At 62.2% G+C, this 20,225-nt stretch carries 27 protein-coding genes; 8 read left to right on the forward strand and 19 right to left on the reverse strand.

Annotated features, from left to right (window positions below; genetic code table 11):
* Window positions 1-34 precede the first annotated feature (34 nt).
* From NKL06_RS24750 to NKL06_RS24790, 9 genes are all read right to left on the reverse strand, one after another.
* Window positions 35-1,006: a Bug family tripartite tricarboxylate transporter substrate binding protein gene (locus NKL06_RS24750; RefSeq protein WP_023691573.1), complete on the reverse strand. Its 972-nt coding sequence runs from the start codon at window positions 1,004-1,006 to the stop codon at window positions 35-37.
* 146 nt (window positions 1,007-1,152) lie between these two features.
* The gene (locus NKL06_RS24755) at window positions 1,153-1,668 is read right to left on the reverse strand and encodes a hypothetical protein (protein WP_023691572.1); all 516 of its coding nucleotides are present in this window, start codon (window positions 1,666-1,668) and stop codon (window positions 1,153-1,155) included.
* Between the two features lie 93 nt (window positions 1,669-1,761).
* Window positions 1,762-2,697 carry a ribose-phosphate pyrophosphokinase gene (locus NKL06_RS24760; protein WP_023686119.1) on the reverse strand — a complete coding sequence of 312 codons (936 nt, stop codon included), beginning with the start codon at window positions 2,695-2,697 and terminating at the stop codon, window positions 1,762-1,764.
* A gap of 141 nt (window positions 2,698-2,838) precedes the next feature.
* The gene (locus tag NKL06_RS24765; RefSeq protein ID WP_023691571.1) at window positions 2,839-3,426 is read right to left on the reverse strand and encodes a hypothetical protein; all 588 of its coding nucleotides are present in this window, start codon (window positions 3,424-3,426) and stop codon (window positions 2,839-2,841) included.
* A 55-nt stretch (window positions 3,427-3,481) separates the two neighbouring features.
* Window positions 3,482-4,633 (reverse strand): M24 family metallopeptidase, encoded by a 1,152-nt coding sequence (locus NKL06_RS24770; protein WP_023672036.1) that lies wholly within the window; start codon window positions 4,631-4,633, stop codon window positions 3,482-3,484.
* Window positions 4,633-5,427 carry a peptidoglycan editing factor PgeF gene (gene pgeF, locus NKL06_RS24775; protein ID WP_023691570.1) on the reverse strand — a complete coding sequence of 265 codons (795 nt, stop codon included), beginning with the start codon at window positions 5,425-5,427 and terminating at the stop codon, window positions 4,633-4,635. Before pgeF ends, NKL06_RS24770 begins: the two co-directional genes overlap by 1 nt.
* 151 nt (window positions 5,428-5,578) lie before the next feature.
* Window positions 5,579-6,643, reverse strand: a complete 1,065-nt coding sequence (locus tag NKL06_RS24780; protein WP_031207892.1) for a class I SAM-dependent methyltransferase — start codon at window positions 6,641-6,643, stop codon at window positions 5,579-5,581.
* Entirely contained in the window at window positions 6,640-7,524 is an 885-nt protein-coding gene (gene lgt, locus NKL06_RS24785) for a prolipoprotein diacylglyceryl transferase (protein ID WP_023672032.1), read from the reverse strand. Before lgt ends, NKL06_RS24780 begins: the two co-directional genes overlap by 4 nt.
* A gap of 103 nt (window positions 7,525-7,627) precedes the next feature.
* Window positions 7,628-7,867 carry a BrnA antitoxin family protein gene (locus NKL06_RS24790; RefSeq protein ID WP_023691569.1) on the reverse strand — a complete coding sequence of 80 codons (240 nt, stop codon included), beginning with the start codon at window positions 7,865-7,867 and terminating at the stop codon, window positions 7,628-7,630.
* Window positions 7,868-8,264: 397 nt separating this feature from the next.
* Here NKL06_RS24790 and NKL06_RS24795 point away from each other — a divergent pair, with 397 nt between their 5' ends.
* The 3 genes from NKL06_RS24795 to NKL06_RS24805 all read left to right on the forward strand — a co-directional run bounded on the left by NKL06_RS24795 (window position 8,265) and on the right by NKL06_RS24805 (window position 9,749).
* Window positions 8,265-8,573 (forward strand): accessory factor UbiK family protein, encoded by a 309-nt coding sequence (locus NKL06_RS24795; protein WP_023691568.1) that lies wholly within the window; start codon window positions 8,265-8,267, stop codon window positions 8,571-8,573.
* Window positions 8,574-8,882: 309 nt separating this feature from the next.
* Window positions 8,883-9,383 (forward strand): type III secretion system chaperone family protein, encoded by a 501-nt coding sequence (locus NKL06_RS24800; protein ID WP_006202532.1) that lies wholly within the window; start codon window positions 8,883-8,885, stop codon window positions 9,381-9,383.
* A gap of 6 nt (window positions 9,384-9,389) precedes the next feature.
* Window positions 9,390-9,749 carry a tRNA-binding protein gene (locus NKL06_RS24805; RefSeq protein ID WP_023672028.1) on the forward strand — a complete coding sequence of 120 codons (360 nt, stop codon included), beginning with the start codon at window positions 9,390-9,392 and terminating at the stop codon, window positions 9,747-9,749.
* 10 nt (window positions 9,750-9,759) lie between these two features.
* On the opposite strand, the gene NKL06_RS24810 is transcribed toward NKL06_RS24805, so the two are convergent.
* The 4 genes from NKL06_RS24810 to NKL06_RS24825 form a co-directional block, all read right to left on the reverse strand.
* A complete protein-coding gene (locus NKL06_RS24810; RefSeq protein WP_023691567.1) occupies window positions 9,760-10,782 on the reverse strand; it encodes a glycosyltransferase family 4 protein in 1,023 nt (340 codons plus the stop codon).
* A 222-nt stretch (window positions 10,783-11,004) separates the two neighbouring features.
* On the reverse strand, window positions 11,005-12,420 hold the full coding sequence (locus NKL06_RS24815; protein WP_023672026.1) for an ATP-binding protein: 1,416 nt from the start codon (window positions 12,418-12,420) through the stop codon (window positions 11,005-11,007).
* Window positions 12,421-12,495: 75 nt separating this feature from the next.
* Entirely contained in the window at window positions 12,496-13,215 is a 720-nt protein-coding gene (locus NKL06_RS24820) for a response regulator (RefSeq protein WP_023672025.1), read from the reverse strand.
* Window positions 13,202-13,735, reverse strand: coding sequence for a MarR family winged helix-turn-helix transcriptional regulator (locus tag NKL06_RS24825; protein ID WP_023683723.1), 534 nt, complete (start codon window positions 13,733-13,735; stop codon window positions 13,202-13,204). The genes NKL06_RS24820 and NKL06_RS24825 overlap by 14 nt, the downstream gene beginning before the upstream one ends.
* Before the next feature lie 244 nt (window positions 13,736-13,979).
* Here NKL06_RS24825 and NKL06_RS24830 point away from each other — a divergent pair, with 244 nt between their 5' ends.
* From NKL06_RS24830 to NKL06_RS24840, 3 genes are all read left to right on the forward strand, one after another.
* On the forward strand, window positions 13,980-14,873 hold the full coding sequence (locus NKL06_RS24830; RefSeq protein ID WP_023691566.1) for a branched-chain amino acid aminotransferase: 894 nt from the start codon (window positions 13,980-13,982) through the stop codon (window positions 14,871-14,873).
* Window positions 14,874-15,018: 145 nt separating this feature from the next.
* Entirely contained in the window at window positions 15,019-15,333 is a 315-nt protein-coding gene (locus NKL06_RS24835) for a hypothetical protein (protein WP_023672022.1), read from the forward strand.
* A gap of 230 nt (window positions 15,334-15,563) precedes the next feature.
* Complete coding sequence (locus NKL06_RS24840; protein WP_023691565.1) at window positions 15,564-16,202, forward strand: MBL fold metallo-hydrolase; 639 nt, start codon at window positions 15,564-15,566, stop codon at window positions 16,200-16,202.
* 66 nt (window positions 16,203-16,268) lie between these two features.
* Here NKL06_RS24840 and NKL06_RS24845 read toward each other — a convergent pair whose 3' ends face one another.
* The 3 genes from NKL06_RS24845 to NKL06_RS24855 form a co-directional block, all read right to left on the reverse strand.
* Window positions 16,269-16,694, reverse strand: coding sequence for a BA14K family protein (locus tag NKL06_RS24845; RefSeq protein ID WP_023672020.1), 426 nt, complete (start codon window positions 16,692-16,694; stop codon window positions 16,269-16,271).
* Between the two features lie 192 nt (window positions 16,695-16,886).
* A complete protein-coding gene (locus NKL06_RS24850; protein ID WP_023672019.1) occupies window positions 16,887-17,099 on the reverse strand; it encodes a cold-shock protein in 213 nt (70 codons plus the stop codon).
* Window positions 17,100-17,450: 351 nt separating this feature from the next.
* Window positions 17,451-17,663 carry a cold-shock protein gene (locus tag NKL06_RS24855; RefSeq protein WP_006202520.1) on the reverse strand — a complete coding sequence of 71 codons (213 nt, stop codon included), beginning with the start codon at window positions 17,661-17,663 and terminating at the stop codon, window positions 17,451-17,453.
* 483 nt (window positions 17,664-18,146) lie between these two features.
* Here NKL06_RS24855 and NKL06_RS24860 point away from each other — a divergent pair, with 483 nt between their 5' ends.
* Window positions 18,147-18,560: a Kazal-type serine protease inhibitor domain-containing protein gene (locus tag NKL06_RS24860; protein WP_023672018.1), complete on the forward strand. Its 414-nt coding sequence runs from the start codon at window positions 18,147-18,149 to the stop codon at window positions 18,558-18,560.
* Between the two features lie 376 nt (window positions 18,561-18,936).
* Here NKL06_RS24860 and NKL06_RS24865 read toward each other — a convergent pair whose 3' ends face one another.
* The 3 genes from NKL06_RS24865 to NKL06_RS24875 are packed head-to-tail and all read right to left on the reverse strand — an operon-like array spanning window position 18,937 to window position 19,644.
* Complete coding sequence (locus NKL06_RS24865; protein WP_023683725.1) at window positions 18,937-19,074, reverse strand: hypothetical protein; 138 nt, start codon at window positions 19,072-19,074, stop codon at window positions 18,937-18,939.
* A 37-nt stretch (window positions 19,075-19,111) separates the two neighbouring features.
* Entirely contained in the window at window positions 19,112-19,378 is a 267-nt protein-coding gene (locus NKL06_RS24870) for a hypothetical protein (RefSeq protein ID WP_023672015.1), read from the reverse strand.
* On the reverse strand, window positions 19,375-19,644 hold the full coding sequence (locus NKL06_RS24875; protein WP_023672014.1) for a hypothetical protein: 270 nt from the start codon (window positions 19,642-19,644) through the stop codon (window positions 19,375-19,377). The genes NKL06_RS24870 and NKL06_RS24875 overlap by 4 nt, the downstream gene beginning before the upstream one ends.
* Window positions 19,645-19,967: 323 nt before the next feature.
* On the opposite strand from NKL06_RS24875, the gene NKL06_RS24880 reads away from it, so the two are divergent.
* Window positions 19,968-20,150: a hypothetical protein gene (locus tag NKL06_RS24880; RefSeq protein WP_023683727.1), complete on the forward strand. Its 183-nt coding sequence runs from the start codon at window positions 19,968-19,970 to the stop codon at window positions 20,148-20,150.
* Window positions 20,151-20,225 lie beyond the last annotated feature (75 nt).

Genomic DNA, 20,225 nt, shown 5'->3' on the forward strand with positions numbered 1-20,225 from the left:
GCCAGGAACAGCCCGCAGCACTTTGTCGTAGGCCCTAGTCCAGCTGAACGCCGCTGGCCTTGACGATTGGTTCCCATTTGGCAAGTTCGGCCTTCACATGCGCTCCAAGCTCTTCCGGGGTGGAGGCCACGATCGAGGCGCTGAACTGGGCCATGCGGGCGATCACATCAGGGTCTTTCAGGGCTTCAACTGCCGCCTTCTGAAGAACGGCGACGACCTCCGGCGGCGTGCCTGCGGGCGCGAACAGAGCGTTCCAGCTGTAGGTTTCATAGCCGGGAATGGTTTCGGCAATGGCCGGTATGTCGGGGAAGGAGGGAACGCGCTCCTTGGTGGTGACGCCAAGCGCTCTCAGCGTCCCGCTCTTGATATGGCCCGATGAAGAGGGGAGGTTGTCGAACATCATCGGCACCTGATTGCCGATAACGTCGTTCAAGGCCGGTCCGGCGCCCTTGTAGGGAATGTGCTGCATGCTGACGCCGGCCATCGTCTTGAAAAGCTCGCCGGAGAGATGGAGCGGGGTGCCATTGCCTGATGAGGCGTAGGCATATTTGTCCGGATCCTTCTTCAGCATCTCGATCAGTTCCTTGACGTCCTTGGCGGGGAATTCAGGGTTCACGACCAGGACGTTTGGCACCAGCACGAGCAACGATATCGGCGCAAAATCCTTCTCCGCGTCGTAGGGCTTTGTCTTCAGGATCAGCGGGTTGAGCGCGTGGGTTGCGACCGTGCCCATCAGGATCGTGTAGCCGTCCGGTTCGGCTCGGGCGACCTGGGCAGCGCCGATGCTGCCCCCGGCGCCGCCGACATTTTCGACGACAATCTGCTGGCCCAGCTTTTCGGACATCTTGTTGGCGACTAGGCGCGCGACCAGATCCGTCGAGCCACCGGCGGAAAAGGGGACAACCATGGTGATGGTCCGGTCCGGAAAATCGGCGGCCCAAGCCGCCGGTGCTGAAAGGGTGGCTGCGATGGAAACCGCGAGCCCGAGCAAAGTCCTACGCCGCATCTGCTACTCCTCCGTTGATTGGAGGGGCAGTATGGCCATGGTGAACTCCTCGCACAATGCAACCATGGACTGACTGCCCGCCTCAGGAGATCGGGCTTGACACCGATGCTTCGGTTGGCGTGCGCGAGAACGCCTCACCCCTCAGTTCAATCAGCCTTGGTCCAGCTGAAAACAAGCCATTTGTATCGTGACGTCTCTTCAGGCTCGGCCGTGTAGGTCATCTGCATGTCGCCGCCCTCGGCGTAGATGTCGAGCCTGGGCGCCGTGTCCAGTTCGAGCCACAGGGAATCGTTCTTGAACGACCATGTCCCGCACCAGACGCAAGGCCCCGATGCCGGGTCACCCGGTTGGTGAAAATTGTAGCGGCCGTCCGCCGTGATCTCCAGATAGTCGAAGGCGCCATAAAAGGCGGTCACAGTCTGCTGAAATTCGGTCGCAGCCGCTTCCTGGTCGGGCTTCGCCGGCTCTTTCAGATCACGCGGTGGCCGGATTGCGGACCCTGCGATGCTCCATTTGCCGATGAAATCCGTTTCGGTGGGAAGATATTCCGTTTGCGCCTGCGCGGTCGAAACCGGAGCGATTGTCGGCGCATAGGCCGCGCTGGCGATGCCGATTGCGAGAAGCATTCCTGCGATGCCTGCAGCCTTGATTCGATTGCGCATCAGCTGCGCTCCTTTCACGACGGTTTGGGGCAGATTCCAAAAACGAGATTACCCCCGAGCCAGGCCCGGGGGCACGCTTTTGGGCAACATGGATTAATCGAACAGGCTCGACACGGACTCTTCGGTCGCTGTGCGCGAAATCGCCTCGCCCATCAGGTCGGCGATGGAGATGACGCGGATATTCGGGGCGTCGAGCACGCCTTGCGTTGGCTGGATGGAATCGGTGATCACCAGTTCCTGCAGCTTCGAGCCGCTGATCCGGGCGACCGCACCGCCCGACAGCACGCCGTGGGTGATATAGGCGGTGACGCTGGTAGCGCCGTTGGCGAGCAGCGCATCGGCGGCATTGCACAGCGTGCCGCCGGAATCGACGATGTCGTCGATCAGCAGGCAATCCTTGCCGGCGACCGCGCCGATGATGTTCATCACTTCGGATTCACCGGGACGTTCGCGGCGCTTGTCGACGATGGCCAGTTGTGCGTCGAAGCGTTTGGCGAGCGCGCGGGCGCGCACCACGCCGCCGATGTCGGGCGAGACGACGACGACATTGGCAAGCTGTTTGTATTTTGCCTTCACGTCGCGGGCCATCACCGGCACCGAGAACAGATTGTCGGTCGGAATGTCGAAAAAACCCTGGATCTGGCCGGCATGGAGGTCGAGCGTCAAGACGCGGTCGACGCCGGCGCGGGTGATCATGTTGGCGACCAGCTTCGCCGAGATCGGTGTGCGGCCCGAGGCCCGGCGATCCTGCCTGGCGTAACCGAAATATGGGATGACCGCGGTGATGCGCTTGGCCGAGGAGCGCATGAAGGCATCGATCATGATGAGCAGTTCCATCAGATGATCGTTGGTCGGGAACGAGGTCGACTGCAGGATGAAGACATCCTCGCCGCGCACGTTTTCCTGGATTTCGACGAAGATTTCCTGATCGGCGAAGCGTCTGACGCTGGCCTTGCCCAGCGGGACATTGAGATAGCGGGCGACCGCTTCGGCCAGCACCCGGTTGGAATTGCCCGCGAAAAGCTTCATGCACCGTTCCTGGCGAAGGATGGGGAGGTCCTCTTAATCGGGCTTGTAGCGAGCCGTGCCGGTATTGCAAGCCTCGTTGACGGGAATCCGCCGGCTAATCTCAAAAACGTCAACAGTGAACGGAAGCCGGTAACAGGCGGATCAGCCGGCGCTGCCGCCGAGCCAGGCCGCGAACTGGTCGATCGTCTGGTCGGCGATCGCCTGCATGGTAGCGGGTGCAACCGCGGGCCAGCCTTCGGCGGCATTGACCGAGGGCGCCTTCTGCTGGCCATTGATGCGGTGTAGCCGGTTGCCGGCGGGGTCATAGACGTCCCAGACATAGATAACGGTGGTGTCCTTGCCTTCCGTCATCGTCGAGAAGTAGCCCTTCAGCACATGGGTGGCGGCTTGGTCGGCGCTGCCGGCAAGGGTGATGCCGCGCTGCTTGGCGCGTGTCTGCAGTTCGGCCGTCAGCGGCGTTGCCGCTTCCACCGAGGCGCCGACGATCGGCGCGATCTGCAGCCGGGTCTTCGACAAAGCGGCGGCGCTCTGCGCGGGGTTGGCGGGTGTCGTGGCGCCGACGGCCGGCGCTGGTGTGGCGGCGGGCGCAATGCCCGGGGCAGCCAAGGGCTGAGCCGAGGCTGCCGGCGGCGTGATGACGGACGGCTCAAGGACGTCCTTGGCGTTGGTGCAAGCGGCTAGCACAAGCGCTGCGAGCAATGACACGGTCGTCACATGCGATCGTCTCATCTGCCCGAAAACTCCTTAGTCGTGAACGCCCCCGCGTGGACCAACCATTATGGATTCACTGTACGATCAAGTCGAGATCATGGCGTGAAAGCGGCTTCGGCTGGGATTCGGTGGTCAGGTAGGTGCGGCCAAGCGTCATCGCCGTCTCGGTTTCGGAGTCCATGATGATCATGTGCGCGAACAATGTCATGTTGGGCGCGATCGGCTCGGGATTGCCCTGGTAGAACATCGGCATATCCATCCAGGACGGGGTGAAGCGGGCGCCGACGGAATAGCCGCAGGCGTTCAACCGATGCTTGGTCAGGCTGTGCGCCTCCAGCGTGCGGGCATGCGCGTCGAAGACGTCGCCGAAGGTGTTGCCGGGCGTCATCGCCTTCTCGACCGCCAGAAGAGCCGCGCGGGCGGCGTCGAACAGCTCCTGATGGCGCTTCGACGCCTTGCCGGTCAGCACGGTGCGCATCATCGGCGCGTGATAGTGATGGAACACGCCGGCCCATTCGAGCGTCAGCTGATCGTTCTTGGTCAGCTTGCGGCGCCCGGCCTTGTAGCGGCAGAGCAGCGCGTCGATGCCCGAGCCGATGATGAATTCATTGGCCGGATAGTCGCCGCCGCCGGCAAACACCGCGCCCTGCATGGCGGCAAGGATCAGCGCTTCGTCGCCGCCCTGCTTGATCAGCGGCAGGGCCGCGTCGAGCGCGTCGTCGGAAAGGTTGGCCGCCTTTTCGGCCTTGGCGATTTCAGCCGGGCTCTTGAACAGGCGCAGACGGCCGACAATACCGGAGGCGTCCGCGATCTGGCCGAAGGTCTGCAGCTGCTCGTCGACGCGGCGGCCATTGAAGGCGGTCAGGCCATGGGTGTCGTATTCGACGCCGATGCGGGCGCCAAGGAGATTGAGGTCGTTGAGCAGGTTGCGCAGGTCGATCGCCGGGTTGGCGCCGTCGCGGTCGGTCCACAGCACGATGTTGTCGATGATCGAGGTGTGGCGCGCCTGGCGCAAATCGGCCGAGCGGGTGAGCAGCACCATCGAGCCGTCAGCCTTCACAACCAGGCACTGGAAGAAACAGAAGCCGAACGTGTCGTAGCCGGTTAGCCAGTACATGCTCTCCTGGGCGAAAAGCAGTACAGCATCGAGCTTCTTTTCCGTCATCTCGATCATCAACCGGTCACGCCGGGCGTCAAATTCCGACCGTTCGAAATGCAGCGCCATTATCCGTTCTCCAAAACAATTGCCGAAACCTGCCGACCGTAGTCCGGTTCCTTGCGATGCGTCGCGCGCCGGTAGGAAAAGAAGAGATCCTCCTCGGCATAGGTGCAGCGGCCAAGCCCCTCGGCGGTCACGCCAGCCTTCTTCAGCCGGTCGACCGTATAGAGGTTGAGATCGAACATTGCATGCGCCGGATTGGCCGAAGGCGCGAAATAGCCGATGTTTTCGGCATCGGCTTCGACGAAACGGGAGACGAATTCCGGCCCGACCTCGTAATTGTCGGGGCCGATCGAAGGACCGAGAACCGCAATGATGCGCTCACGGCGGGCGCCGAGGCTTTCCATCGCGGCAATGGTGTTTTCAAGCACACCGGTGAAAGCGCCCTTCCAGCCGGCGTGTGCAGCGCCAATGATGCGCGCTTGCGCATCGGCGAACAGCACCGGGCCGCAATCGGCCGTCGAGGCGCCGATGGCGATGCCCGGCCGGTCGGTGACGATGGCGTCGGCCTTGGGCCGCGGGCCGGGAAAGGGTTCCCTGGCAATAACGACATCGGGCGAGTGGACCTGATGCGCGGTCAGGAGATGGCTGGCCGGCACACCCATCCAGGCAGCGACGCGGCGGCGGTTCTCGGCGACCAGCATCTGATCGTCATCCGACCCGGTGCCGATGTTAAGTCCCTGATAGATGCCGCCGGAGACGCCGCCGATACGGGTGAAATAGCCATGGCGGATACCTCGCGGCTTGGCCGCTTCCAGCAGCGGCGAGCGAACAGGATCCGGTTTGGTCTGATTCAGCATGGATGGGTTTGTTGTCCGCGCCGGCGTTTTCGTCAAGGCGAAGTTCGGCCGAGTGATTGCGACAGTGCTGCTGCGTCGACTTTGCATTGGCCAAAAGCAGGCATGCGACCACAAGCGACATGGCGGGACGGCTTGTAACGATCTCTGAGGGTCAGACTGGCTGATGCGGCAGGATTTTCAGGATTTTGAACAGCGTGCCCATGCCGTCGGGTCCGGCCAGGCGCTCGACGGCATCGGCAATGGTTTGTCGTGCCTCTTGGCTTGCCTGGCTGCCCAACTGGCCAGCTCGCTCAAGCAATCCCATGCCAAGCAGAAAGTCGCCCTGCGTCGCCAATTCCACATCGAGGCCATGCGCCCGCACGACGGCGGCCAGTGCCGCGAAGTCGACATGGGCGGTGAGATCGGCTTCGCCGGGATTGGCCAGCACATCTTCTGGGGCGTGCCTGCGCACGGCCTGCAATGTGTCGCCGAAACCGGGCTGGAGATGGCCGTAATCAGGGAACAGCCCGGCGCCGCCGTGGTCGGCTATGCGTTCGGCAATGGTCGCCATCAGTGCCGCGCGGGCCGGTGCTATTTCGAAAATAGAGCCTTGTGGCGCCTCGGCGGCGTCTTCCGGCAGCAGCATCGCCTCGACCGAGCCGGCGCCGGCGAAGAAGCTCAACTCGTCTGAGACATCGAGGCCGATCACCCGTTCGCGCCAGCCGGCGCCGGCGCGGATGAACTGGCGGATCGGCACAGCGTCGAACAATTCGTTGCCGACAATCAGCAACGGCGCCTGCGGTAGTGTGGCGATGGTTTCGTGCCAGCCGAGCTCAACCGAAGTTTCGGCAAGCGTCTGCTTCTGGATTTCGGTCAGCCGCGGACTGGTCTCGACCAGAGCGAAGGAGGCTCCGGCGGCGATAGCCGGATCGAGCCGCGTCAGGGTGCGAAGCATGTCCTTCATCAGCGTGCCGCGGCCAGGCCCGATCTCCGCGATGGTGACCGGCAGGGGTCGGCCGATCGCCAGCCAGGCCTGATAGAGCCAGACGGCGACGAGTTCGCCGAACATCTGGCTGATCTCGGGTGCGGTGACGAAGTCGCCGGCGGCGCCGAACGGCTCGCGCGTGGTGTAGTAGCCGTCGCTGGGATCGAACAGGCAGAGCGCCATGTACTCGTTGACGGGGAGGGCGCCGAGCGCGCCGATCAGGTCGACGATGCGGGTCTTCAGCCGTGTCATGCCGGCTGTGGTTGCGGCGCCGGTTTGGCTGTGGCCATCGCCCAGATGCCGGCCAGCACCATCGGCAGCGACAGCACCATGCCCATGGTGAGCCAGCCGCCGAGGAGGTAGCCGAGCTGCTGGTCGGGCTCGCGGAAGAACTCGACGAAGATGCGTGACAGGCCGTAGCCGCAAATAAAGGCGCCGCCGACAAAGCGCGGCGTCTTCAGCTTCAGCCGCGAATGGGTGAGGAAGCGCAGGACCAGGAACAGCACCGCGCCCTCGAGCAGCGCTTCGTAGAGCTGGCTCGGATGGCGAGGCTCCAGGCCCGCGACACAACCCGCCACGGTCTGCTGGAGACGCTCGTTGCAGAAGACGACGCCCCACGACACGTCGGTCACGCGACCCCAGAGTTCGGCATTGACGAAGTTCGCGATGCGGACGAGGCCGAGCCCGACCGGCACGCCGGCTGCCACCACGTCGAACAGCGTCCAGGTGCGGATGCCGCGCTTGAGGGAAAACAGCGTCATGGCGAGGATGACGCCAAGCAGGCCGCCATGGAACGACATGCCGCCCTGCCAGACGGCGAAGATGTCGAGCGGGTGGTCGATATAGCGCTTTAAATCGTAGAAAAGCACATAGCCGGTGCGTCCACCGAGCACGACGCCGACGGCGGCCCAGACGATGAAATCGTCGAGGTCGATCGGCTTCATCGGCAAGACGCCATCAGGCCACAGCCTTGTGTTGGTGACGAGCCGCTTGGCGTACCACCAGGCGAACAGGATGCCGACGATATAGCCGATGCCGTACCAGTGCACAGCCAGCGGGCCGATCTGAACCAGGATCGGGTCGATGTTGGGGAAGGACAGCGACGCCATCGGCAGCGGGAAATAGTCGTTCAACAGGATCTCCTGGGAGGGCTCGCGTTAGGGCGCGGACCATGCGGCAGGGTTTTGGCGGGGTCAAGGCAAGGTGACGACAGCCTGATCGTCAGAGATAATGGGCTCAACCCTGCGGCTTGCCGGCGATCAATTGCCTGAGCGCATCGTTGATCCTGTCTTGCCAGCCGGGGCCATCTTCCTGGAAATGGTCGAGCACGGCGCGATCGATCCTGATCGAGACAAGCTCGCGAACGTTTGGTGCGGCGGAGGGTTCGCGAACGGGTGGCGCGGGTCTCTTGACCGGCTTGAAGGCCGCTTCAGCGGCTTCCATCGGATTGGTCGGTCGGCGCGGGGGCGTTGCCATTGGTTGATCCTGAATGAGAGTGACTCTTGCCTGGAGCAAGTCGTGAGGAAAACTAGGCCGCTGGTCTGTGAAGACCAGTAACTTCACTTGGTTCTCTCTGCCATTGCCCTGTATTTGGCTTCAAGCCTGTCCAGCACCTCGTCGCCAGGCTAGACCCGGCCCGCACTGGCATCCGAAATGCCCTTTGCGAGTGCTGCATCGAGTGCTGCAAAGCGCTTCTCCAAGTCCGCACTGTCCGTCACGGCAACCGTCGTTCCAAGAATCCATTTGCGATAATAGCAATCTGTCGGCCGGACCGTGAGCCAAATCGCGTCCGACATGAAGCCGCACCAGCTTCAACGTTCTTGCATTCCGCAGGCAGTGCCACTACGTCAATTCCAGCAAGCGAGGATTTGCCATGTCGACCGGACCGAACCGCATTCTCGATGAATTCGCCAAGCTGATGACCGATGCCGCGGGTGCCGCACAAGGCGTGCGCCGCGAGGTGGAGACTGCCTTCAAGGGGCAGGCCGAGCGCATCCTCAACACCATGGATGTGGTGCAGCGCGAGGAGTTCGAGGCTGCCCGCGACATGGCTGCCAAGGCCCGCGAAGAAAACACCAGGCTGGCCGCCCGCATCGACGCGCTCGAGGCCAGGCTTGCCGAATTGACCGGACAGGCCGCACCTGCGGCTGCGGCAAAGCCCAAAGCAAAATATAAAATTTGAACTTTTCCACAAAGCACAATCCGAAAAAATGCTTTGCCGTGAATCGTTTACCGGCAATGCATGAATCTTTGTGACAGCGCCTTTCCACATGCTGATGACGCAGTGCGAAAAATTAGGCTGTTCACGCGACTCCCGATCAATAGACTGAATTTGTTGCATGATTCGGAGCAGGGTCATGCGGCCGGGCGGTGGGGTCCGGTCCGGGGTCTTTGTGTCGTGAAGTCCTGGCCGTCCGAGTTCAAGACAAGATTGTTCGTCGTGTGTGCCCCGCGGAGCGTGTGGCGCTCCCCTGAACACAGGAAGCATTCCATGGAACTTCTCGAACTCGAATTCTCCCGCGAAATCCATCCGGTGGATGTCATCGAGCAGGTCGCCCATAACAATGACTGGTCCTTCGAACGGGCCGGCGATGACGAAATCTCGATCTCGGTTGCCGGCAGCTGGACCGATTATCACGTCTCCTTCTCGTGGATGGAGGACTTCGAGGCGCTGCATCTGGCCTGTGCTTTCGACATCAAGGTGCCGGAAGCCCGCGCGCTGGAAGTGATGCGGCTTTTGTCGCTGATCAACGAGCAGATGCTGTTTGGCCATTTCGATCTCTGGGAGCAGGAGGGCGCGATCATGTTTCGCCAGTCACTGCTGCTCGCCGGCGGGGTCGAACCGTCGAGCCAGCAGGTCGAGGTGCTTTTGTCGTCGGCGCTTGAAGCCTGCGAATGCTATTTCCAGGCCTTCCAGTTCGTTGTCTGGTCGGGAACCTCGGCCAAGGATGCGCTGGCCGGTGTCCTGTTCGAGACCTATGGCAACGCCTGAGCTTCCATGAGTTCGAGCAGCGCGCGCAAGCCCGAGATCAGCTTTGCCGATTTTGATCGTGTCGACATCCGTGCCGGCACGATCGTCGAGGCCGAGCCTTTCCCCGAGGCGCGCAAACCCGCGTTCAAGCTGAAGATCGATTTCGGCCCTGAGATCGGCGTGAAGAAATCCTCGGCACAGATCACGAAATACTATGCGCCGGAAACGCTGGTGGGACGGCAGGTGTTTGCGGTGGTGAATTTCCCTCCGCGCCAGATCGGTCCGTTCATGTCGGAAGTGCTCACGCTCGGCTTCCCTGATGAGGAAGGCGCCGTGGTCCTTGGCGCCATCGAGCGCAAGGTGCCGGACGGCGGCAGGTTGTTTTAGGAAGATTGCGTCAGGCGGCCAGCTTGCGCCTTGTGCTCAGCGCCTCTTCGACCGTGTCCATGAACATTTCGGCGCAGGCTTTCCAACTGTAGCGCATGGCGCGTTCGCGCGCCTCGGCGCGGTCGACATTGAGCGCGGCGAGCGAGGCCTCGCGCAGATCGGTCGACACCGCGCCGCCGATGCCGTCGCCGACAATGTCGATCGGTCCGGTGACCGGATAGGCGGCCACCGGCGTGCCGCTGGCCAGCGCCTCGATGATCACGTTGCCGAACGTGTCGGTGCGGCTGGGGAAAACGAAAACATCAGCCGAGGCGTAGATCTCGGCCAGCTCATCGTTCGGGCGATGGCCGAGGAAATGCGCCTGCGGGTATTTCGCCCTGAGCCTGGCCAGTTCCGGTCCTTCGCCGACGATCACCTTGCTGCCGGGCAGGTCGAGATCGAGGAAGGCGCTCAGGTTCTTCTCGATGGCGACGCGGCCGACGCACAGGAATACCGGGCCGGGAAAGCCGAGGTCCTTCTTCTTGTCCGGGCGGAAGTGATCGGTGTCGACGCCCCGCGTCCACGGCCTGAGCTTGGTGAAGCCTCGCGACGCAAGGTCCTCCGCCAGCGACTGGGTGGCGACCAGCGTGCCTTGTCCCGAATTGTGGAAATCACGCAGCCAGCGATAGGCCCAGCTCTCCGGCACCGGCAGGCGGGCGCTGAGATATTCGGGAAAGCGGGTGTGATAGCTGGTGGTAAAGGGACGGCCAGCATTGCGGCAATAGCGCCGCGCCATGATGCCGAGCGGGCCTTCGGTGACGATATGGATATGGTCGGCCTTGCGAGCCTCGATCAGCCGCGCGACATGACCGGGCGTGGTCATCGCCAGCCTGATGTCGGGGTAGGTCGGCAAGGGCAAGGTGCGAAAGATGTTCGGGGTCAGGAAGTCGACCGCAACGTCGAAGGTTTTCAGCGTTTCGGTGAGCCGCTCCAGCGTGTGGACGACGCCGTTGACTTGCGGCCGCCAGGCGTCGGTGACCATCAGGATGCGCATGGCGGTCCTTTGCTCGGGTCGACGGTTGCCTTGATGCGATAGCGGTACGGCCCGGCTGCCCTCGCTTCGCTCCACCGCACCCGGGCAGGCACGAGGTCGAAGTAAGGCGGCTGAGCCGAATCAACTGAGGTCGCGCGCTTCATGCGCGCTCTTGACCATGGTTTCATGACGCGCGGATGAAGGTGGTTTTTGGCCGAGCCCGCCTCCCAGATCATGCTTTGGTCAGGCGGGCACCTTGATCACCGCCCGCAGGCCGCCGAGCGGGCTGTCTTCCAGCATGATGTCGCCGCCATGGCTGCGGGCAATATCGCGGGCGATAGAGAGACCAAGGCCGGTGCCGCTGGCGTCGAGGTTGCGCGCCTCGTCGAGCCGCACGAACGGTTTGAACACGTCCTCGCGCTTTTCCGGCGGGATGCCCGGACCGTCATCGTCGATGGTGACGACGAGTGAGCCGCGGCCGTGATCGGCGCTGATCTCCACCGTCTTGGCATATCGCAAGGCATTGCCGGCGACATTGGACAACAGCCGGGCGAAAGCGTGCGGGCGCACATGCACGTCCGGATCACCGGCAAGCACGGTCGATAGCTTGCGCTTGTGCAGCGACGCCTCCTCGCCGAGCTTTTGGAAATAGGCCTCGAGATCGAAATGGCCGGCATCTTCCGACGCTTCGCCGCGGGCAAAGGCGATATAGCCTTCCAGCATCGACTGCATGTCGTCGATGTCCTGGTTGAGCGCGGCCTTGGTCTCGGGCTTGCCGCCGGCCAGCGCCAGCTGCAGCTTGAAGCGGGTGAGGATGGTTCTGAGATCGTGGCTGACGCCGGTCAGCATGGCGGTGCGCTGTTCCAGCTGGCGTTCAATGCGCTCGCGCATCTGGATGAAGGCAAAGCCGGCCCGGCGAACCTCCTCGGCGCCGCGTGGGCGGAAATCGCGCGGCATCGGCCGGCCCTTGCCGAAGCTTTCGGCGGCCTCGGCCAGAGACAGGATCGGCCGGATCTGGTTGCGAAGGAAGGGGATGGCAATCGTCAGCAGCACCAGTGACGTCCCGACCATCCAGATCAGGAAGATGTGGGTGTTGGAGGCATAGGCCTGGCTGCGGCGCACGAAGACGCGCAGCACCTTGCCCTCGAGCTGGATGCGGACCTCGACGATGTTGGAATTGCCGACCGTGTCGATCCAGAACGGGCGGTTGATCTGGCGGGTGATCTCGGTGGAAAGGACGTCGTCAAGGATCGAGAAGAAGGGCTTGGGTCCAGGCGCCGGCAACGGGTCGGGCGGCAAGAGGTCGACCTTCAACTGCATGCGGTCCTGGGCGATGCGGATGATGTTCGCGTAGTCGCCATCATGCGGATAGGTCTCGATCATGTCGATGATCGCGGCGATGTCGCGCACGGTGGCCTGCGACAGGCGCTGCGTCACGGTTGCCCAGTGGCGTTCCATGAAGTCGAAGGCGACGACCGACTGCAGAAGGATCATCGGCGCGATGACGATGATCAGCGAGCGGGCATAAAGCCGCTTGGGCATATAGAACGCAACCAGCCGCCAGAACCGCTTCCAGGCACGCGGCATTGCTTTCAGCGCGCGTGATACGCGCGCGCCAAAGCCGCCCTGTTCCGGCCGTTCCAGTTGCGTGGTCGCCATTTGTCCTTTCGCTGGGTCAATGGCCGCTGGTCGATGGCCGCACATCTATGGCCAAGGGCGGCCGTCAGCGGCATTCTATTCCACGCTGAGCCGATACCCAATACCGCGCACCGTCTGCAGCCAGACCGGATTGGACGGATCGCGCTCGATCTTGCGGCGCAGCCGGTTGATCTGAACGTCGATGGTGCGCTCGCCGACTTCCGAATCGTCGCCGACAAGTTCATGGCGCGGGATCGTTTCGCCGGCCCGCGCGGCAAAGATCGCCAGGATCTCCTGCTCGCGGTCGGTCAGCTTCAGCGCCTCGCCGCCCCGCTTCAGCTCGCGCCTGGCGATCTGGAAAGTATAAGGGCCGAAGACCAGCTGCTCGACCTTGGGCGTCGTCGCGGGGCCGCCACGGCGCAGGATGTTGTTTATGCGCAGGATCAGCTCGCGCGGGTCGAAGGGCTTGGGCAGATAGTCGTCGGCGCCGGCCTCGAGCCCGGTGATGCGGCTGTCGGTTTCCGATAGCGCGGTGAGCATCAGGATCGGCACGTTCTTCTCCGCCCGCAGCGCCTTGGTGAGGTCGACGCCGGTCTCTCCGGGCATCATGACGTCGAGGACAAGGAGGTCGAAGTCGAGTCCGGCGAGCTTTCGCCTGGCCTCGCCGGCATTTCCGGCAACTGTGACGCGAAAACCGTTTTCGGTCAGATACTGCTTGAGCAAATTGCGAATGCGGGTGTCGTCGTCGACCACAAGCAGATGCGGCGCGTCATCGTCCGGCGCCGTCGGCTGGTCCACCCTCTCAATGGTCTCCATGGCTTTTCCCTGACATGTTTGCAGGCACAATGTCGATCTGCGCCCTTAGTTCCGGATTGACCATGGCTTCCAGGAATCGTTCGATCAAGGGACGCTCGCTGGCTCCGGAATCTTCCAATGCAGCACGGATGCGGCGTGACTGTGGCCGCGCCAGGGCCAGCGCCAGGGCGCGCCCCTTGGCTGTCGGATAGAGCTCCCGCTGGCGGCGGTCGCGCGGACCCTGCAATTGGACGATATGGTCGGTGTCGATCAGCTGCTTGAGCACCCGCGCCAGGCTCTGCTTGGTGATCTTGAGCACGTCGAGCAGTTCGGCGACCGTCAGTCCCGGCCGGCGGTTGACAAAATGCAGCACACGGTGATGAGCGCGGCCAAAGCCGTAATCGGCCAGGATCTGGTCCGGATCGGAAGTGAAATCGCGATACGCAAAGAAGAACAGTTCGATGATGGCGAAGTCGATGCCGTCCTCGTCGGTGATCGGCGTCTTGATCGGTTTTCCGGCAGCTGGGCTTCGATCCGTCATCATTTCTCCGTCCATAGAGGGAAATTATGTCAGTACTATTGACGTAATTTCCCCGCAATGGTAATTTTTGACAAGCTTTTCGGCTGAATGCGAACGAAAAGGCAAGGGAGTGCGGTTTTTCCGGAACTTCCTGAGTTTGCCAGAGTTCGATTCTCCGCTTACGCTTCAAGGGCCGCCCGACGCGGCTGTCGCGCAACAAGAACAACACTAATGATGTGCGGGTCGCCGCCCGCGGGAGGTTTCCATGGCATCCGTTCCCTTCGACCAACTGGACGGCTTCATCTGGATCAACGGCGAGTTCGTCAAATGGGCCGATGCCAAGATCCACGTGCTGACCCACGGCCTGCACTATGCCAGCGCCGTCTTCGAGGGCGAGCGCGCCTATGGTGGCGCCATCTTCAAGCTCAACGAGCACACCGAGCGTCTGCATGAATCGGCGCGCCTGCTCGGCTTCAATATTCCCTATTCCGTGGCCGAGCTCAATGACGCCTCGACCACGCTTCTGAAGAAGCAGGGTTTCCAGGACGCCTATGTCAGGCCGATCGCCTGGCGCGGCAGCGAACAGATGGGGGTGTCGGCGCAGAACAGCCGCATCAACTGCGCCATCGCCATCTGGCAATGGCCGAGCTATTTCGACCCGGCGCAGAAGCTCAAGGGCATCCGTCTCGATCTGGCGGAATGGCGCCGGCCCGATCCGCGCACCGCGCCGTCGAAGTCGAAAGCCGCCGGCCTCTACATGATCTGCACCATGTCCAAGCATGCCGCCGAGGCCAAGGGCTATGCCGATGCCATGATGCTCGACTGGCGCGGCCAGGTCGCCGAAGCAACGGGCGCCAACATCTTCTTCGTCAAGGATGGCAAGATCCACACGCCGAAGCCCGATTGCTTCCTCGACGGCATCACCCGCCGCACCGTCATCGGCCTCGCCAAGGACCGCGGCCTTGAAGTCGTCGAGCGCGCCATCATGCCTGAGGAACTCGCAGGCTTCGAACAGTGCTTCCTCACCGGAACGGCAGCGGAAGTGACGCCGGTCTCCGAGATCGGTCCGTACCGATTCGAGGTCGGCGAGATCGCCAAGACTTTGATGAACGACTATTCTGCTGCGGTGCAACCTAAGCATGCGATAGCCGCAGAATAACGAAAGTCACAGCTTTTTTCGCAAGCAGGGGCGGTTTTGAGGCCGGCCCCTTTATTTCAGCATCTGTGCATTTGACTTTCGTACAATTCAGCGTCTCATGATGGTGTCGGCCCGGGAGGCTGGCAGCTATGGAGGGACTAGGTACATGGATACGAATACGCTCATTGCGCTCGTTGTACAGGTAATTGCAGGTGTTGTCGGTGGTCAGGCGGTCGGCGTTGCGCTGAAGAATGCGGCGATGGGCCAGTTGACCAAAATCCTCGGCGGCGCGGTTGGCGGCGTTGGCGGGGCGGCGATCCTCGGCAGCCTGCTCGGCGGCACGGCCGACCCGGCAGCGGCTGCAACGGCAGCGGGCGGATTGGGCGATACGCTGAACCTCAAAAACCTGCTCGGCGGCGCCGGCGGCGGCGCCATCCTGACCGGCATCATCGGTGCGGTCATGGGCGCGATGAAGAAGTAAGCCTCTAGATCATTCACCGTTTCACGGCGAATGATCTAGTTTGTTGTTTTACCCAATTCCGGACGGAAAACCGCTTTACACTTTTCCTGGAATTGCTCGAGACTCAGGCTTCGTCAAATGGGCGGCCGTTGGGCCGCCCATTTCTGTTTTGGGACGGACTGTTTGCCTTTCAGCAGTGGACGGCCTTCGCCCGCGCCTCTACATCACGCTGGAACAGCGAAAGGACAATCATGGGTCAGCTCAATGCCGGCATCGTGCCGGTCACGCCTTTCCAGCAGAACTGCACCATCCTGTTCGACATGGATGACAAGCATGGCGTCGTCGTCGATCCGGGCGGCGACATCGACAAGGTGCTGGCGGTGCTGAGGGACAATGCGATCACCGCCGCTGCGATCTGGATCACCCATGGCCACATCGATCACGCCGGCGGCGCCATGGAGCTGAAGGAAGCACTCGGCATCGAGATCATCGGCCCGCACGAAGCCGACAAGCTATTGCTCGACAATCTTGAGAACCAGGGCCAGCGCTACGGCATTGCCGGGGCGCGCAACTGCGTGCCCGACCGGTTTCTCGCAGAGGGCGAGACGGTTTCGTTCGGCTCACATATGTTCGAGGTGCTGCACTGCCCCGGCCATGCGCCCGGCCATGTCGTATACTACAATCGCGCGGCGAAGTTCGCCCATGTCGGCGACGTGCTGTTTCGCGGCTCGGTCGGGCGCACCGACCTGCCGGGCGGCGACCATGCGGCGCTGATCGCCTCGATTAAGAACAAGCTTTTGCCGCTCGGTGACGAGATCGGCTTCATCTGCGGCCACGGCCCGGGTGGCCGCTTTGGCGAGGAAAGGCGGACCAATCCCTTCCTGACTTAGCGATGTCTTTCTGCCAAGAAAAAAGCGCTGGCCTTGCGGTCAGCGCTTTTTGTGGGACAGGGAAGCTCAATTCGCGACGCAGAAATGCTGCTCACCGTCATTGCCGGTGAACGTGCCGCTGCGGGCATTGAAGCTCCGGTAGCGGTCCGAGCAGTATTCGTACCAGTCGCGGGTCCACGGCTCGGCATAGCGGTCGGCATAGACGACCCGCGGTTCGGCATAGTAACGGCGCACCGGCGCCGGCCGCACTTCGCGGTAGTCGTAATCGTCATCATAGCTGCTGTAGCGCGGCTGCGGGTTGCTCAGCGCACCGGCGATCAGAGCGCCGGCCGCAAGGCCGACGACACCGGCCGCAAGCGCGTCGCCATTATGATGACGACCATGGCCATGATGCCAGCGGTTCCAGTCCTTGGCATTGGCGGCAGGCAAGGTGGCGAGGGTGGTCGCGGCGAGAGCGGCGCCCAGGATGGCGGTCTTGAAAATGCGATTCATTTTGGTCTCCTTCGTGCCGGCCCGGATAGTTTTCGGGGATGCGGTCCAGCCTAGGGGACGATTAATAGAAGACCGTGGCTGAACGGGGGCTGAACGGAATTGGCTGATACGATCCAGTTCTTGCGGCAAAACCAAGCGCGTACGCAAGGCGCTCCGCCTCGTCAATCTCCGTCCGGACTGTCTTGAGCCGGCTTAGCCGACCGACAGGTTGACGGCCTTTGGACCCTTGCCGCGCTTGTCCGGCTCGGTGTCGAATGTCACTTTTTGTCCATCCTCCAGACCGGAAAGACCCGAAGCCTGCACGGCCGAAATATGAACGAAGACATCCTTCTGCCCGTCGTCGGGCGTAATGAAGCCGAAGCCTTTGGCATGATTGAAGAATTTGACGGTGCCGGTCTGCGGCATGGGAAGCTCCCTTTGATCCCATAAAGTCCAGTTTCGGGCCGGCAAATGCCCGAAGGGAAATTTGTCCTTTATTTTAGCGCTATCGGCAAGAGAAAGTTTTGGCGACGGCGGCAACGCTGAAGGCTGGTCAAATAGATCGTGGCACCGAAGGCAATTCGCGCCAGACGATTGCTCCGGCGATCAGCCACGGCATTGACCGATAAAGCGTCCTTTGCCTCCGGCGACGGCGGTCATGAAAAAGGCGCAACGGGAAACGTCGCGCCTTCGAAACTCTGGACGGCTGACAAAGCCGGTTCAAACACGCTTTAGGTGCTTTTTCGAGCGCCCGACGGGCGCGCGGGCACCGCCGGTTCAGGCCGCGCGGAGGTTGACCGCCTTCGGACCCTTGCCCATGCGGTCGGGTTCAACGTCGAAGGTGACCTTCTGGCCGTCGACGAGGGTACGCAGGCCCGAGGCCTCGATCGCGGAAATGTGGACGAACACATCCTTGGCGCCGCCGTCGGGCGTGATGAAGCCGAAGCCTTTGGTCGCGTTGAAGAATTTAACGGTGCCGGTCTGGGCCATTGGGGAAACTCCTTCACCCGTGTCAGTCTTATGGTTTGCCCGCCGCCTGGCATCGTGGGCAAGTCCCGGTGGTTGCTTCGGCAGTCCTGCATTTGCGCATGGTAAAACCCCCCGCCGAAAATGGGGCCGTCAGAGATTCACAGTATCGGGGAAAGGTCGTCCAAAACGTTCCGCTCTCCGGGTCGCAAATGCCCGAACACAAAATTTATCGCACGGAAACGTGATCGTTGCAAGATAGCGCCGCGGGCCGCGTCCATCGACGCATCCCAACGAAGGCGCTTCGATAAACCTGGGTTCTTAAGTTTCATCAGCCAGAGCCCGGCCACGCATGGTCCAGCGGTTTGGTCCAGGGCCAAAGCAATGCGCGGGCCGGGCATCGCATGGCTCCCGCGCCGCAAACGGGGGTTGCATTTGGCAAGGGAATGGCGAGGATCGACAGGCGCGTTTTGCGCCGGGGACGGGGGTCTCGAGGGAGGCATATTCATGAGATTTCTTGCGACGATCTTCTCGCGCCAGGGTTTTACTATTCTCTTCCTGTCGGGTCTTCTTGCGGCCTGCACCGTCGTCGTCGATGACGGGCCGGGACCACGTCCGCGCCCGCCACGGCCGGAACCGGAATTCTGCACCAGGCAATACGAGCCGGTCTGCGCGCGGCGCGGCGGTGACCGCCAGACCTTCGCCAATGCCTGCCTTGCCGAACGGGAAGGCTACCGCATCGTTCGCGACGGCCCTTGCCGCGACGGCGGCGGTGGTGGCGGTGGTGGCGAAGAGCCGACATTCTGCACGCGCGAATACGCCCCGGTCTGCGCCCGCCGCCATGGCGAGCTGCGCACCTTTCCCAACGCCTGCGAGGCCCGTGCCGCCGACTACCGCGTCGTCGAGGACGGCCCCTGCTGATTTTTCCTTCTCCCCTGTCGGGTGAGTCCGCCGGAGGCGAATTCACCGTCCCACTGGCACGATAAAAAAGGCGGCGAATGCCGGGACCCTGCGAAGCAGCGGGGACCGGGCGGGTGGACCGGACCACCCTTGGTCCTTCGCAGGCTCAGGGCGTTCGAAACTCGAAAAGCCAACAATTGGCTTTTCGTCCGCTGCGCGGACCGCTTCTCACCTCCAAGGGAAGAAGGATACCTTGTCGAGCGTGGCTTCGTCGACGTCGCGCGAGCGGCTCGACGAAGAACGTCAAGCAAGCCTCCGTTGCAGAGTTTTGGGCGAGATCGTCAGTCCGAGATCGTCAGTCCATTGCCGGCAGGTGCGCCAGGCGCGCCCTGCCTGGTCAGCCCTTCGACTTCGGCTTCAGGCTGCTCTCTGCCTGCTTGACCGAGGAACCGAACGGGGAGGCGGCCTTGGCCACCACCTTGTCTTTCTTGGGCTTGCGCGTTTCGCGATTGCTGCGCTGCTGACCCTTGGCCATCTGTCTGCTCCTTCGTACGTGCTGGGTGGGTGCGGTGTCAGACTGCCTGGCTGTCGGGGACAGCCGGGGCGTCCGCTACTTCGAGGTTGTCTTCCGTGGTGACCCGCTCATAGGTCTCCTCCTCGCTGCGGATGCGATATTGCGGCGAGCCATCCTTGACCGGCAATCTGCTCTTGATCTGAAACAGCTCGGCGGTCTTCTGGGCGAGCCCGCTGCGGCTCTTCATGCGCACGGTCTGGCCGATGGCGAAGAGGTGCGAGGGCGTGTCGGTGCGCGGACGCGCATTCTGCTGGAAGCGGATCATGCTGCGTTCTCCTGGTCGCGCCTCAGCGCTGTTTCGAGTTCGAGGTAGTCGATGGCGACAAGCTGGCTGGTGGCCGGGTTCTTCACCGCCCTTGCCGGCAAATGGATGAAGGTGGCGACGCGACGCCAGGCAAGCCGCGACATGCCCTCGATCAGCTCTTCGTCGTGATCGATGTCATAGTCGCCGGCCGGCAGTTGCCCTTCCAGCCCGCCAAGCACGAAGGGTGCCGCGAAATGGGCGATGGAACGGGTGGTGCGATCCGGCATTGGCTTGGCTCTGGTTCGTCGATGCTTTCCGGCATCAACCGGGAACTCAACCATCGGCGATTGGAATGAGTTTGGCGGGTCGAGTATCTCCGACGCCGCTATATGCCAAGCTTGACCCAAAAAACGATCTCAGATCAATAATCCGAAATTGTTGGCTATTCAAGCTGATTTCCGCCACGGCTCGACCGGTATAAAAAATTTCTCGTATAAACCCCTAATAAATCTGCTATCGTGGAACAATATCAGCCAATTTCTTATTTAGAGCGCATCGGAATAATTATTCCGGTGCCCCTAAGATTATTTTTTACGAAAGGCAAAAATATATGAGATTCATGAAAACGCCGGATCGTCCGACCGCAACAATCGAGCCAATCGTCCTCTTCCCCAAGGCAATATCAGTGCGCCTGACGATAAGAAGCGACGAAGCGGCACGGCGCAAGATTGCCGACACCGACGGCACGCAACGGCGGGAGCGCCGGCTCGCCGAGAGCAACCGGCTGATTTGAACGCTACATTTTCCTGGAATTCCTCTAGAGTTTCGAAGAGGTCCGCGCCCTTGGCGAGCCCACTCTTCCCTTGAA

The organism is Mesorhizobium sp. C268A (assembly GCF_040324475.1).
GTDB lineage: Bacteria > Pseudomonadota > Alphaproteobacteria > Rhizobiales > Rhizobiaceae > Mesorhizobium.

What these genes read in the sequence shown, in the direction of transcription:
- NKL06_RS24750 (WP_023691573.1), bottom strand. Translation starts at nt 1,006, where the DNA reads ATGCGGCGTAGGACTTTGCTCGGGCTCGCGGTTTCCATCGCAGCCACC.
- NKL06_RS24755 (WP_023691572.1), bottom strand. Translation starts at nt 1,668, where the DNA reads ATGCGCAATCGAATCAAGGCTGCAGGCATCGCAGGAATGCTTCTCGCA.
- NKL06_RS24760 (WP_023686119.1), bottom strand. Translation starts at nt 2,697, where the DNA reads ATGAAGCTTTTCGCGGGCAATTCCAACCGGGTGCTGGCCGAAGCGGTC.
- NKL06_RS24765 (WP_023691571.1), bottom strand. Translation starts at nt 3,426, where the DNA reads ATGAGACGATCGCATGTGACGACCGTGTCATTGCTCGCAGCGCTTGTG.
- NKL06_RS24770 (WP_023672036.1), bottom strand. Translation starts at nt 4,633, where the DNA reads ATGGCGCTGCATTTCGAACGGTCGGAATTTGACGCCCGGCGTGACCGG.
- pgeF (WP_023691570.1), bottom strand. Translation starts at nt 5,427, where the DNA reads ATGCTGAATCAGACCAAACCGGATCCTGTTCGCTCGCCGCTGCTGGAA.
- NKL06_RS24780 (WP_031207892.1), bottom strand. Translation starts at nt 6,643, where the DNA reads ATGACACGGCTGAAGACCCGCATCGTCGACCTGATCGGCGCGCTCGGC.
- NKL06_RS24790 (WP_023691569.1), bottom strand. Translation starts at nt 7,867, where the DNA reads ATGGCAACGCCCCCGCGCCGACCGACCAATCCGATGGAAGCCGCTGAA.
- NKL06_RS24795 (WP_023691568.1), top strand. Translation starts at nt 8,265, where the DNA reads ATGTCGACCGGACCGAACCGCATTCTCGATGAATTCGCCAAGCTGATG.
- NKL06_RS24800 (WP_006202532.1), top strand. Translation starts at nt 8,883, where the DNA reads ATGGAACTTCTCGAACTCGAATTCTCCCGCGAAATCCATCCGGTGGAT.
- NKL06_RS24805 (WP_023672028.1), top strand. Translation starts at nt 9,390, where the DNA reads ATGAGTTCGAGCAGCGCGCGCAAGCCCGAGATCAGCTTTGCCGATTTT.
- NKL06_RS24810 (WP_023691567.1), bottom strand. Translation starts at nt 10,782, where the DNA reads ATGCGCATCCTGATGGTCACCGACGCCTGGCGGCCGCAAGTCAACGGC.
- NKL06_RS24815 (WP_023672026.1), bottom strand. Translation starts at nt 12,420, where the DNA reads ATGGCGACCACGCAACTGGAACGGCCGGAACAGGGCGGCTTTGGCGCG.
- NKL06_RS24820 (WP_023672025.1), bottom strand. Translation starts at nt 13,215, where the DNA reads ATGGAGACCATTGAGAGGGTGGACCAGCCGACGGCGCCGGACGATGAC.
- NKL06_RS24825 (WP_023683723.1), bottom strand. Translation starts at nt 13,735, where the DNA reads ATGACGGATCGAAGCCCAGCTGCCGGAAAACCGATCAAGACGCCGATC.
- NKL06_RS24830 (WP_023691566.1), top strand. Translation starts at nt 13,980, where the DNA reads ATGGCATCCGTTCCCTTCGACCAACTGGACGGCTTCATCTGGATCAAC.
- NKL06_RS24835 (WP_023672022.1), top strand. Translation starts at nt 15,019, where the DNA reads ATGGATACGAATACGCTCATTGCGCTCGTTGTACAGGTAATTGCAGGT.
- NKL06_RS24840 (WP_023691565.1), top strand. Translation starts at nt 15,564, where the DNA reads ATGGGTCAGCTCAATGCCGGCATCGTGCCGGTCACGCCTTTCCAGCAG.
- NKL06_RS24845 (WP_023672020.1), bottom strand. Translation starts at nt 16,694, where the DNA reads ATGAATCGCATTTTCAAGACCGCCATCCTGGGCGCCGCTCTCGCCGCG.
- NKL06_RS24850 (WP_023672019.1), bottom strand. Translation starts at nt 17,099, where the DNA reads ATGCCGCAGACCGGCACCGTCAAATTCTTCAATCATGCCAAAGGCTTC.
- NKL06_RS24855 (WP_006202520.1), bottom strand. Translation starts at nt 17,663, where the DNA reads ATGGCCCAGACCGGCACCGTTAAATTCTTCAACGCGACCAAAGGCTTC.
- NKL06_RS24860 (WP_023672018.1), top strand. Translation starts at nt 18,147, where the DNA reads ATGAGATTTCTTGCGACGATCTTCTCGCGCCAGGGTTTTACTATTCTC.
- NKL06_RS24865 (WP_023683725.1), bottom strand. Translation starts at nt 19,074, where the DNA reads ATGGCCAAGGGTCAGCAGCGCAGCAATCGCGAAACGCGCAAGCCCAAG.
- NKL06_RS24870 (WP_023672015.1), bottom strand. Translation starts at nt 19,378, where the DNA reads ATGATCCGCTTCCAGCAGAATGCGCGTCCGCGCACCGACACGCCCTCG.
- NKL06_RS24875 (WP_023672014.1), bottom strand. Translation starts at nt 19,644, where the DNA reads ATGCCGGATCGCACCACCCGTTCCATCGCCCATTTCGCGGCACCCTTC.
- NKL06_RS24880 (WP_023683727.1), top strand. Translation starts at nt 19,968, where the DNA reads ATGAGATTCATGAAAACGCCGGATCGTCCGACCGCAACAATCGAGCCA.